Here is a 13,817-nt window from a genome sequence, read left to right as displayed (position 1 = left end):
TTCCCTCGTTTCATCTCTTTGCTCCCTTTTTACTCGCCCTCGTCTTTCTTGCTGTTGCGAAGCTGCTGTGCATCGCGCTGAATTTGCTGCAGGTGTAAGTTGCGCACAAATTCATAGGCTGCGTCTAAGTCTACCTTGCCACTTGCTGCGCTTTTCTGGTTTGCAATTACATCGGGGTATTTCACTAAGGTGGGCACCTGATTATGGAACCCTTCATAAATCAACAACGCCTGCCCTGTTTTTTTATTGCTAATATTATTTAGTGGGTGGGCAAAATAATCGAACGCATAGTCGGTGCTACTGCGTAAGTTGGAAGGCCCCAGCACAGGAATAACAATATAGGCACCATGCCCCACACCATAGTGGCTAAGCGTATCGGAGAAGCGCGCATCTTTATCGTCTATTTCCAACCAGGCATCGGCGAGGTCGAATAGCCCCAATAAACCCACAGTAGAGTTAACCCCAAAACGCGCTAAGTTTTTGCCCGAGTCGGCAATGCGAAATTGTAGAAGGTTGTTTATAAAATTTAGCGGCTCACGCAGGTTGCCAAATACATTAGACACACCGCTACGCGCCTTTTTAGGCAGAATGTATTGGTAAGCCTTACCAATAGGCGTTAAAGCATAGCGGTATAGGGCATGGTTAAACTTGAATATCGGCCTATTAATTTTTTCTAAAGGGTCATTAAAGTCGGTAAAACTAACCACACTCGGCTCGGTAGGGTTAGCCGAATAAGCTGTTTGGGGCGGCTCCGCCTCACTCACTGTTGGCGTGGCTACACTGCCCTGCGCTTCCGGTTGAGCTGTACCACCGGTGTCGCCCTGCTCAACATCTTGCTTAACATTTGAACACCCCATAATAAGGGTTAAGCAACCCACAACAATCCACAACCCGCCTCGCGTAAACATTACTGCTCCTTTTGCCGTTTAGCTTTGTGTATACGGTTTACTTTAATAATCAGATTAGGCTGGAGACTACCATACTTGGGTTAGATACGTTCAATCTGGTGCACAGGTTAGGCTTGCTAGGTGGTTAACCATAATAGGTTAACCTTCTGGCGCGGCCCTTTTCAGTAAATTTAGAGCAAAAAAAGCCACTGCGAACAGTGGCTTAAGGTTTGAACGAGGAACGTTTATTGGCTTGCGCCAGATAAATTAGTTTGCGGCGGTTACGGTTAGGCTCGGGTTGGTAGCATCTGGGCCTGTAACAGTGAAAGTGAAGTCGCCAGCAGTTTCTACGGTTAGGCTAAAGTTATTAGGTGAATTAAACAAAGTAGCATTTGTTGCACCCAATACTATCGGTGCAGCCTCGGCAGACGTTGGCCCGAAGTTTACATCGGCCCAATCGGCATCTGCCACTTTGAAAGAGTAACTACCAACTGCAAGTGTTAATGTTGTGGCGTACGCGCCATCACCTACGTAAGCCACTTCATCTGTAGCACCCCAGCTGTTCATATCACCACGAATATATACAGCTGTATCACCAAAGAAAGCCTTATTCATAACCCGCAACTTAGGTTCATCCAAATTGGTCATATCGAAGATGAACACCAACTCGGTAGATTCTGCTAAGGTTAAGCTTAAGTTGAAGTTGGTAGAACCTAAGTAAACATTTTCGCCAAGGCTTACAACGTTTTCATCTTCCGCTGCCGCACCAAAGTTAACAGTGTTCCAGTCTCCAGTTGCCACTTTAAAGCCATAAGTACCAGCATCTAATGTAGTTTCGAAGGTATAAATTCGACCGCCTTCATAAGTGAATGCATCGGTTTCCCCCCAACTATTCATATCGCCACGCAACAATATTGTTGAACCAGGGTATGGCTCTTCGTTAACAATATTGGCTACCGGTGCTGCGGAGTCACTTGCGTCAAAAGTAATGACATAGGTTGCATCTACTGCTGGTGTAAACGAAAGGTTTGTATTTGTGGCAAACAGATTTTTATCTACGCCTTCGGTCACTACACCGTCGCCGCCTTCTGCACCACCAAAGTTAACACCTAAAGCACCCCATTCAGCATCAGCAAACTTGAAGCCGTAGGTGGTACCACCAGTTAAAGCGATAGTTGTGGAATACACACCATTACCGGCATAGGTAAGCGGGTTGTCTGTAGACCAAGTATTCATATCACCACGAATATATACAACGGTATCGCCAAAGGGCACAACATCGGGTGCGCCTTGAGTAACGTCAGCAGACAAGCCAGCACCTTGAGCTTCGCCTTGTGGCTTCACAAATACAGCAGTGGTTAATGCTGGCACAGTAAATGTACCTTCGCCTTCACCCGCAGTAAAAGTTGAACCAGCAACAACGCTATCTACAGATGATTGCTGAATTGAATGCAACTGGAAGCCAGCAGCAGTAGCAACAGTATGAGATTGCGATTCGTTAGTGCCGTTAATTACAACCACAATAGCATCGTTTGCCGGATCAAGATCAGCAAGACCTGTCCCGTCGTCGATACTCATTACAATTAAACCTTGCTGCTGGCGATTACCGATATTGTGGAAACCAACACGATCGATAATGTCTGCAGAAGTTGTTAAGCGGAATAGCGGACTAGATTTACGAATTTGTAAAAATTCAGAGAACACTTGTGAGCTGTAATCCAGTTCGAACATACCTGGCGCCGAAATGCGACCGCTAATTGCGTCAATTTCTTCCCAGCGAACTTCGTTATCTTGCGCTAATGGTAAACCTACATCCCAGTTGTTCGAGGCCATGGTGTAGTCAACAAAGTTGAACCAATCACCTGCATCGTAACCGTTTCTATCCATAGATTTAGAGCGAAGCATATCTACGCCCAACTGGAAGAAAGGTATACCTTGGCTCATAACAGGAATAGTAGCTGCAATATTATGAGCGCGAACACGGTCTTCTAAGCTCATTGACTCTGGCAAGCCGTACTGCAATTGGTCCCACAAGGTTTCGTTATCGTGCTTAGACACATAATTAATAATGTCGGCAGGATCTAACCCGTAGGAAGCGCGCGCATAGGTACTACCGGTGCCCATATTGCCGCGATTACTTTCTAGAATAAAGTCAGCCTGTGTACCTGCTAAGCCCAATCGAATATGGTCTTGAGCATCTAAGCTGCCGTCTTCATTAAATAACGCTGCACTACGAATATCATCGCGTGGACGATCATTAAATGTACCTACTTCTGTGCCAGCCATGTTGGCTTGAGTTGCTTGAACGAAGAGGCGGTTATTCTCTACTTCACCCCAGTTCCAACCTTCACCATAAAAGTAAGTGTTAGGGTCAACAGCCAATACAGCTTCACGCGCTTCCAAAATTGTGGACTTAGGAATGTGCCCCATAATATCAAAGCGGAAACCGTCAAACTTGTATGCTTCGGCCCAAAGTACTAGGGAGTCCACAACAAATTTATGCATCATGCGGTTTTCTGGCGCGGTATTGTCACAACAAGTCGACGTGATAATACCACCGCTATTTTCATCATAACGATGATAATAACCAGGCACTACTTTATCGAATACTGAGTTATCCCAAAGGCCAGACGCTGAAGTATGGTTATAAACAACATCTAACACTACACGTAAACCTAAGTCGTGAAGCGCCTTATTCATTTCACGCATTTCTTTAATGCGAGCTACACCATCAGGGTCGGAAGCATAGCTACCTTCAGGTGCATTAAAGTGATGAGGATCATACCCCCAGTTGAAACCATCTAGGCTACGCATGCTCTCTACAAGTGCTTGAGCAGCCAGTGGCTCATACTGATAGCTTTCTAAAACGCTAATTAAAGTAGCACTATCACTTTCTTCACCACATACAGGGGCGTCGGCCTTCACCGCACACAACTCTGCCACAGTGCTGGTTAAATTAATTTGCTCACTTTCATCTTCGTTTACAGTTGCAATATCGTTAGCTGGCAACATATGGAAGTGGGTAACGCCACTTTCTGCCATGCGCTGCAAATATTTAACCGCGTTGGATTCTGTTTCGGTGAAGGCTAGGTACTTACCACGGTTTGCTTCACTCACGGTTTCGTCGCGAATACTAAAGTCACGTATGTGGGCTTCTAGAATTACGGCATCTTCGAAGTTTGCAATGGTGGGTACTGTGTGACCGTTCCAATTTTCTGGCAGCAAATCGTCATCAGCTAGGTTTACAAACTGTGAGTATTCACCGTTAGTAGATAGGCTTACTGAGTACGGGTCGGATGTTGTTACAGTTTCGATTGCTTGAGTAAGTGGATGGAATACGCTTAGCTCAAACTGGTAAAACACGCGATCTAAATTGCTATCGCCAGCAAAGCTCCAAATACCTGTGCTGGTATCTTCGTTCATGGTGTGACTAGAAACTTCTGTTTTAGCCGCATCGAATACGCGCAGCGTTACAGAGGTAGCCGTAGGTGCCCACACGCTTACGTTAATATTGGCACCGTCGTAAACAACACCTAAAGTTGCTTCGTCTGCATCGTTCTCGCCTGCGGTATAAAGCGCATCAAGTACACGTGCACGCTGTACTTTGGTAGCGGCAATGGCTTTACCGTCAGCATTGTATGCAACAGCAATAAGCTGCCCTTTAACAATAGGCTTAACATCGCTGGCGGTTAACATATTGCCAAACGCCGGCCAGCTAGCCATATGCGGCACAAGCTGTTGCAACTCTTCAGACAAGGTAGCAAACGTTAGGTCTGCAGTAGAGCCTGACACGTTAGAGTCGTCATCTACTGTAATGCCTGCAGTTGCAGAGTAATGTAATTTAACATCTGCAACATCAGTGGTATCTAAGTTCCACACTAGCGTGTCTATATCTAACCAGTGTGCAGCAGCGCCTGCTATAGCAACTTTTTGTGGCCCTAAACTTGGAACAGGGAATTCAAATACCGAACCCACACCAGAGAAGGTAAAGTTCATGCGCGTAAATTTAGGGTCGTCTTGCGCAAGTGGCATAATCCAATCGCCACCACCCATTTCTTTACCTGCATCGTCAGTACCAACGTGAATAATAAAGTGACCGCAGTCGTCGTGACCTTCTACTAGGTCAAGCAACCAGTATGCGCCGTATACTGGGTCTACCCCAGAGTGAACCAATCCATTACTCCACGACGCAGCTAGAGAACCCTCCGCATACGCATTACACGTTTCACTATTCCAGTTATGTAAACGATAACCTTCGTAATCGCCATCAGCCTTATTGAAAAATAAGATGGCTTGGTTTGGGCCAGGGAAAACAATTGGGTCTGGCGCATCTGGGTTTGCACCCACAATACATGTTTCATTTTTTTCATCAGGTACAGTAGGTATTGCGCACTGAATAGGCTCGGGATCTACACACTCTGTACCCGCAGAGTTTGGCACTTGAGGTACAGAACACGTTAACAGCTCTTTACCGCTTTCTACAGTGCTACCGCCACCACAGGCATACAAACCGACTGCCAGTAGTATAAGGGTCGACACCTTTAACATATTTCTTATTGCGTTCATGTTATTTCTCCACATTCTATGAGCTTGCTTTTATTTTTAACTATTGAGTTGCAATAAAGTGACCTACATTGAGTAAGTCACGCCCACGAAAAATTGCCGACCAAAAAACTGGATAGTGCCGGTTTGATCTTCGGTATTAAAGTAACTGCGTGTTGGCTCATCAGTAAGATTATTGATTTGAAACATCACACCGAGATTATCTGTAATATTGTAAGAAGCCTGATAATCAATAACGGTTTCACCAGAAAAGAATACCGTTTGTGATTCAACGGCTACTTGATCAGAAACAAATTTATCTCTAGATCGAACACTTACACGCGTTTCAAAATCTTTGTAATTCCAAAATAATGTTGTAGACGCTACATTTTTCGATAAGCCTTCTAGCGTTTGCTTAACGGTACTAACGCCTAAAATGCGCTCTTTCTCTATCTCACTTTCGGTATACGAATAACTTAGGTTTGCTCCCAGCCCATCAAATGGCGATGGCAACATATCAAACACTTGGGTGTAAGCCACCTCGACGCCTTGAACGAAACCACCTTCTTCATCATTATATGCAACTTCAAAATCACCGTTGGTAGTAGCACTCTCAACTAGAGTATTTGGATTAACCCATTTTGATGGCACACCATAACCGGCACTAGCAAAATCAAAATTAGGAAGAATTGTTGTAACAATACCTGTCGACTCAATATCTTTGTAGAACAGAGCTACAGCAATTGCCCCATCACTATTCTCGAAGTAGTGCTCATAAGAAATATCATATTGATTAGCGTAAAACGGTTTTAAGAAGGGACTATTAGAACTGTTCCCTGAAATTTCACCGTCATCACTAATGTACAGGCTCGCGTCAGAAGCTAAACGCTGAATGGGGGGGCGCGACATAACTTTGGCAGAAGCAATTCGTATTTGATCGTTTTCCGTCAAAGAAAAGTTCAAGTTCATTTGCGGCAAATAATCGGTATATTTCGTTCCTTTAATCGAAGGCGCATATAAATTGCTAATATAGCCAACATCATCTTCTATATATTGCGCACCGCGTTCCGGCTCGCTACCTACATCATCTAGAGATGTGGCTCTTTGCTCCGTTTCTACCATACGCACACCGATATTACCGGTCACAGGTATTCCAAATAACTCTGCGTCAATATTTGCCATTAAGTAACCAGCAAATACGTCTTCATATACGCTGCCACTTTGTAACATTGTCCATGAATATGAATCGCCACCACTTGAGTCAGCGTTAACTAAACCAGGACCACCCGGGCCCCAAGTTTTAACCGGTTGCGGAATGCCTTCAGGAAACCATGCGTTAAGCGCAGCATCTAGATCGATAGCTAAATAACTAGGAAAATGAGAGAAATCGCCTTCCCAATCGATAACGTCTACCATATCTGACGTTAAGCGTAAGGGCGGTTCGGCAGCACTAAAATTGTTATCTGTACCGTATTCAAATACCGAGCGCTCGCGCGAGTATTCACGACTAGACTGTCGAACACCTGCCTCAATAGAAGCAAGTACTGGCATATCGAAATCATATTTGATATCGAGCCTAACGGCGTCAACTTCATCGGTGTGAACAAATGGATAAATACCGTACTTAGATACCATCACCCTATCAATGTCAGAAAATGCATCCGCTTGACTAAAGCCGACATCGGGTAGATTCAAACCATTAAGTTGATAATTAATCGAAATATCACGATCTAGAACTGGAGTATCTGCATTAGCATCTTCGGCAACAAGAGACCAAAGTAATCCATTTTGAAAATCACTTGTGGCTTTGGATTTCGACACATCAAGAGTAACATTCAATACATCTGTCACTTGCCAAGCTGCATTAACGCCGAAATTTTGAACTTCATCAAACTCAGTATTATCGTCGTTTACAATTTCTATTCTTGTATTGCTATTTGATCGGCGATTAATAGTGCCACCAACCATAAAATTATCTTGTATTTGCTCGTTGGCAATACTCGCTGCAGCACCATCAAATTTTACACGGAACCCTCGAGCAAATGACTTGGTGTCAAACTTCGATACAAAAGCGTCAGCCTTCAAACTGAACGATTCATTTGGCTCGAATTGTAGAGCGGCCATATAACCATCACGCGTCTCTTCACCGCCGCGATGCTGTAATTCCATACCTTCACTTACATACTCTGCTGCGGGGTTATTTACTGGCCCATCGTTATCACCTTCTACATCATCAACATCAACTAAGTTATTGTATGCTAGGCCTACGAATTGCGTTGATACACTAGGCTGATACAAACGCGCATAACCCAAAGCAACACCTATAGTGTCGCCGGCAAACTTACCTTGATAAGCAAGACTTAAACGATGACCAAACTCAACTGCATCAGATATTTCACCGGCGCGATCGTTATACATTGAGCGGACATTAGCGTTGAAGGTGTGCTGCTGATCAAGATCTAATGGGCTAGCAGTTTCTAATTCAACCGAACCCGCAACGCCCCCCTCAATAAGCGACGCCTTTGGCGACTTATACACAGCTGCAGAGCTAATTAATTCTGATGGGTATTGATCGAATTCAATACTGCGGCTGCCACTGGTGGAAACCTGCTCGCGACCATTCAAAGTAGAAAATACGAACCCGCCAGACATACCGCGAATATTAATTTCAGCGGCCTGGCCACCGGTGCGCACTGCAGAAATGCCTGGCAAGCGCGTTAACGCATCGGCCATGGATACATCGGGTAAGCTACCTAGGTCATCGGCAGACAGCTGCTCGGTAACCATATCGGACGCGCGTTTTTTATCTAACGCGTTAACCAAGCTTTGTCTAAAGCCGGTTACCACCACTTCTTCAAGTGCGTCTTCGGCGTCCTCGGTACTGGATGCATCTTGAGCATAGGTAGGAAGGGATATTGCACCAAACGCCAGTATGGCCATGGACAATAGGTTAGGTTTGAAATTAGGCATAAACCTTCTCCGGAAAACGTGTTTACCTTCTGCGTTTAACATTGAGTTACTTCGAGCAAGCGATTGTTAAAGCAGGGGCTTGATTTATTGTTTTAGAAATTCTGGAAATTACAACCCCATACTAAATTGGCGGGGTGCATGGGCCTATAGAACTGCATACGTATTCATAACTATGCAAAGCATCAGACTGTGACCAACAACAACATTTATTTATTAATTTCAACAACTTACAAACCTAGCGCCAACAGAGTTTGGTGTCGCACTGCATACGTATTCATGATTTATGCAGAAACTTTACAAGCCGAAAAGTTGTTGGTAGTGCCAAAAAACGTGCTGGTTACGCATTATTCAAATTTGCATTGGCAAATCGTCATACAATTGCTTACACCAAAATCAATTGCTCGCCGAATGGCGAACAAACCGTGACTAAACCACACCTACTTGCTAGCCTTTACTTATGAATAAACTCACTATAAGACTTAGCCATGAGCAGCCTTTTCGCCCCCTCTACCAAAACCGCGCCCATCAAATTAGCCATTACGGCAATAGTAGCTTCACTGTTATTACTAAGCGGTTGCGAGAGAACTGGCGAAACAAGCTCAAACAACGTCGGCCCCTCAAGCATTCCAATACAGCGCGTTTTTATAGTTATAGACCAATTTGGTTACTTGCCAAATTCAAGCAAAGTAGCCGTTATTCGCGACCCGCAAGTAGGGTTCGATTCGCACTTAAGTTTTAACCCAAGCGCTAATTTTGAGGTGGTAAGCGCAGATACTCATGAAGTGGTATTTAGCGGTACAGCTACGCCGTGGAACAACGGCAAAACCCACAGCGGCTCGGGCGATAAGGTGTGGTGGTTTGATTTTAGCGGGCTGCAAACTGCGGGGGAGTACTACGTGCGCCACGCCGACAGTGGCGAGAAGTCCTACCCTTTTTTAATTGATAACAACGTATACAAAAACGTACTCAAGCAAGCAGCTAGAGCGTTTTTTTACCAGCGTGCAGGCTTTGCCAAACAGCAGCCGTTTGCCGATGTAGCATGGGCAGATGGCGCCAGCCACCTAGGCCCACTGCAGGATGCCAATGCGCGCCTATATAGCGCCCCCAACAACCCTGCAACCGAGCGCGATTTGCAAGGCGGCTGGTACGATGCAGGGGATTACAATAAATACACCAGTTGGACCGCGAACTACGTAATAGGCCTGCTGCACGCCTATAGCGAAAACCCCGCCGCATGGGGTGATGATTTCGGCATACCCGAATCGAATAATGGTGTTGCCGACATATTGGATGAAATTAAATGGGGGCTAGATTGGCTAACCCGTATGCAAAACGCCGACGGTTCGGTGCTGTCTATTGTGGGCTTAAGTCATGCCAGCCCCCCTTCTGCGGCCAAGGGCCAAAGCCTTTACGGACCAGCAAACACATCGGCCACGCTTACCACAGCCGCGGCATTTGCATTCGCGAGCAAAATTTTTGGCGAACACGAAAATAAAAACGTCAGCCAGTACGCATTGAATTTGCGCACCCGCGCAGAAAGCGCCTGGCAGTGGGCCAGCAACAACCCCAATGTAATTTTTAAAAACAATGACGCCAGCCACGGCAGCGAAGGCTTGGGCGCAGGCCAACAAGAGGTAGACGAACACGAACGGCAAATGAAAAAGCTCACTGCCGCAATCTATTTATTTGCGCTAACCGGCAACAGTACATACCAACAGTATGTAGATACCCATTACCGCACAACCGAATTACTAAAACACAACTTTGCCAGTGCCTTTAGAGCAGAACTTATTCGCACATTACTGTATTACGCCCACTTAGATGGCACGAGTAAACAGGTTGCGCGCACTATTACACACACTTTTACCAAAGCGATAAACGCCAACAACGGCTGGCACGCACTTACAAACCAGCGCGACCCGTATAGGGCTTACCTTGCCGATTACACATGGGGTAGCTCTTCTATTAAAGCCGCAAAAGGTAGCATGCTCTACGAACAAATTATTTACAGTTTGGGTACACAAAGCCCACAACAGGTTAGCAATGCGGCGTTAGATTATATTCACTACCTGCACGGCGTTAACCCGCTGGCAAAAGTGTACTTATCTAACATGGAAAATGACGGCGCCGAAAATTCGGTAACCGAGTTTTATCACACATGGTTTAGTAACGGCAGTAAAAATTGGGACAGCACAAAAACTTCTCGCTACGGCCCTGCGCCAGGTTTTGTAATTGGCGGCCCAAACCCCGCCTATAACTGGGATACCTGCTGCCCCAACCAATGTGGCAATAGTAACAATAACGCGCTGTGCGGTGTTGCACCGCCTTCACCGCCATTTAATCAACCTGCGCAAAAATCCTACGCCGATTTTAATACCAGCTGGCCATTAAACTCGTGGGAAGTAACAGAAAACAGCAACGCCTATCAAACAAATTACCTACGGCTACTATCTAAATTTGTAAACAACCCTAACCACCAATAAAAAAGGGCCTACCCAACCGGTAGGCCCTCAATCTTTTTAACTTTGCTTTTTACTGTTTAATCAACTAACAATTAACACCTAGTAATTAGCGATTATTAATCCCCTAACATCGCAATAGTCGGGTCAGAAAAATCGCTGTACAAACCGTCGCTATCGAAAGCTGCGATTACAAATTCGTACTCACCTGAGGGTAGGTTATTAAGCACTATTTGCGTTTGCGTTTGATCCTCTACCACAATGGATTCATACACTGCGCTAAGGGTTGGGCGGTAAAGTATTTCGTAGCCGCCAATTTCGCTTAGCAAAAGGTCTTGGCCATTTTCGCGCTGTGTGGGAATTTCCCAGCTAATGGTTGCAACCAATACTGCACCGCCGGTTTGCTCTGTGTCGCTGCCGCCTGTAGCGTCTGCTCCACCGCTCGTACCACTATCAGTTCCATTTCCTGCAGTACCGCTGCTATTGTCTCCAGAGTTTGCAACATCGGTATTGTTCTGTTCAGTATTGTTATCATCGGAAGATGAAGCAACACTGCCGTCCGCACCTATAGTCGCGATGGTTGGGTCAGAAAAGTCGCTGTACAAACCTTCGCTATCGAAAGCCGCAATAATAAACTCGTACTCACCGGCTTCTAAGTTGGTAATTTCTAAACTTGCTTGAGTAGCATCTTCAACAATAAGCGATGTGTAAGTACCGCTTTGAGTATTGCGATACGCTACTTCGAAGCCACCTATTTCACCGTTTAACAATTGCTCGCCATTTTCACGATGTGTTGGGATTAACCAGTTAATGGTTGCACTAAGCAGCTGGCCGTTGGTGTTACTCTCGCTGGTGTTATCTGCATTGCCAGTGTTGCTTTCGTTTTGGCTGTCGCCACCGGTACCGGTATTAGTACCTGTGTTGCCAGAATCGTTATTTGCAACATCGTCACCATCATCAACCGAAGTGCTGCCACCACCTAATACAACAATGGTTGGCTCAGAAAAATCGCTGTATAAGCCTTCGTTATCAAATGCAGCAATACTAAACTCGTATTCACCGGCAACTAAATTGGCAAGCTCATAAGCAGTTTGCTCGCGGTTAGTGACAATAATGGCTTCGAATACGGGGTCGTTAGTGTTGCGATAAGCAATCTCGTAACCGCCAAGCTCTTCTATTGCTAACAAAGCGCCGTTCTCACGCTCCGATGGCACCTGCCAGCGAATAGTTGCAGCAACCAAGTTCGACCCCGTTTCGCTACCGCTATTAGTATTTTCTGAACCTGTATTTGTAGAGCCCGTGTTTTCTGAACCCGTATTTGTAGAACCCGTATTTGTAGAACCCGTATTTTCAGAATCAGTGCTACCAGACCCAACACCAATTACCGCATAGGTAGGCTCAGAAAAATCGCTGTACAAACCTTCGCTATCAAAAGCGGCTATAGAAAATTCATACTCGCCTGCCACCAAATTATTAAGCACCATTTGCGTTTGCAAACTGTCGTTTACTACTAGCGATTGAAAGGTGTTGCTTTGTGTTAAGCGATACGCAATTTCGTAACCACCAATGTCGGCATGCGATAAAAACTCACCGTTTTCTCGCTCGGCAGGCGTTTGCCAAGTAACCGTTGCGCTGTACAAGTTGCCGGTTTCGGTTGTTTCGCTTTCACCTGTTTCACTACCGCTATTACTACCTGTGCCGCTAGCCGTATCGTTCGAGCCGTTGGATTCGGTATTAGTATCCGTACTGTCGGTATCGGTGTTGGTATCGGTATTAGTATCATTAGCACCACCGCTGCCACCACTTGTGCTGCCATCGGCGCCAAGCACAACAAAAGTTGGCTCAGAAAAATCGCTATACAAACCGTCGTTATCAAACGCGGCTATTGTAAATTCGTATTCACCAGCGTGTAGGTTGGTAAGTTGATACTCGGTTAGCTCTGCACTATTAACCACCACCGATTGAAATACGCTTACATCGGTAGAGCGGTAAGCAATCTCGTAACCCCCAATATCAGCTAAAGCTAAAGCTTCACCATTTTCGCGCTCGCTAGGTATTTGCCAGCTAACAACAGCATCAACTAAATCTGTGCCGCTGTCGCCGCCAGTGCTGCTATCTGTGCCAGTGCCATTGCTCGAGTCACCACTGTTGCTATCGGTATTACCTGACGTGGTAGTGCTTATTAATGCAATGGTGGAGTCCGAAAAGTCGCTGTACAAACCATCGGCATCAAAAGCGGCAATTTTAAATTCGTACTCACCGTCGGTGAGATTAGTGAGTTCGTAGTGGGTAGCTGTCGCCTGCTCCACAATTACTGAGCTATATACAGGCTCACTGGTAAGGCGATAAGCAAGTTCAAACCCGCCTATTTCATTTGCGTTTAGATAATCACCGTTTTCACGTTGATCGGGGGTTTCCCACGTTACGGTTGCGGTGGCGCTCGCCGAGGCCGATTGGGAAACAAAAAAGAAAGCCAATAAGGCTGTTAAGTGAGTACATTTAGATAGATATGTCACTAATTGGTTACCTCGATACATCTGGGCATAAATGAATAAATTTGAGTAACTCCCTCTAAACTCATACTTGCCGCTAATACTACCTAAAACTAAAGTACTAGCAATGCATGCGTACTCACTTTTCACTCAAATAAAATTAGGTATGCGCCAATGTATAAAAACTGTGACACAGGTAAAAAAACGGTTAAATAACACTCAAATAGCGCTTGCATGGCGTAACAGTAAACCAAAAAGAATATATACACGACAAAACAACACCTAACACTTAAGTATTAGATTTGTTTTTCAACAGAAAGGAATAAGAGAAAGCTTAAGACGACAATGAACTATAAAAATTGCTGCTCATTAAGCTAAGAAATAAGAACAGGGTAAAAAGTAGTATTACACAACAATGCACATACCCAATTCCGGCTAGCTGGCGCAAAAAACAACGTGATATTAAA

At 45.2% G+C, this 13,817-nt stretch carries 5 protein-coding genes; 1 reads left to right on the top strand and 4 read right to left on the bottom strand.

Going from position 1 to position 13,817, the window contains the following annotated elements; all coding sequences use genetic code 11:
- Nucleotides 1-29: 29 nt before the first annotated feature.
- The 3 genes from SDE_RS03035 to SDE_RS03025 all read right to left on the bottom strand — a co-directional run bounded on the left by SDE_RS03035 (nucleotide 30) and on the right by SDE_RS03025 (nucleotide 8,399).
- On the bottom strand, nucleotides 30-908 hold the full coding sequence (locus SDE_RS03035; protein WP_011467046.1) for an MlaA family lipoprotein: 879 nt from the start codon (nucleotides 906-908) through the stop codon (nucleotides 30-32).
- Between the two features lie 246 nt (nucleotides 909-1,154).
- Nucleotides 1,155-5,453, bottom strand: coding sequence for a pullulanase-type alpha-1,6-glucosidase (pulA, locus tag SDE_RS03030; RefSeq protein WP_011467045.1), 4,299 nt, complete (start codon nucleotides 5,451-5,453; stop codon nucleotides 1,155-1,157).
- Nucleotides 5,454-5,516: 63 nt separating this feature from the next.
- A complete protein-coding gene (locus SDE_RS03025) occupies nucleotides 5,517-8,399 on the bottom strand; it encodes a TonB-dependent receptor (protein ID WP_011467044.1) in 2,883 nt (960 codons plus the stop codon).
- Between the two features lie 485 nt (nucleotides 8,400-8,884).
- On the opposite strand from SDE_RS03025, the gene SDE_RS03015 reads away from it, so the two are divergent.
- On the top strand, nucleotides 8,885-10,882 hold the full coding sequence (locus tag SDE_RS03015) for a glycoside hydrolase family 9 protein (protein ID WP_011467043.1): 1,998 nt from the start codon (nucleotides 8,885-8,887) through the stop codon (nucleotides 10,880-10,882).
- 95 nt (nucleotides 10,883-10,977) lie between these two features.
- On the opposite strand, the gene SDE_RS03010 is transcribed toward SDE_RS03015, so the two are convergent.
- Nucleotides 10,978-13,374, bottom strand: a complete 2,397-nt coding sequence (locus SDE_RS03010) for a hypothetical protein (protein ID WP_143710833.1) — start codon at nucleotides 13,372-13,374, stop codon at nucleotides 10,978-10,980.
- Nucleotides 13,375-13,817 lie beyond the last annotated feature (443 nt).

Source organism: Saccharophagus degradans 2-40 (assembly GCF_000013665.1).
Lineage (GTDB): Bacteria > Pseudomonadota > Gammaproteobacteria > Pseudomonadales > Cellvibrionaceae > Saccharophagus > Saccharophagus degradans.
Note: the sequence above shows the minus strand (reverse complement) of the source record. Positions and strands in the feature narration are given on the sequence as shown.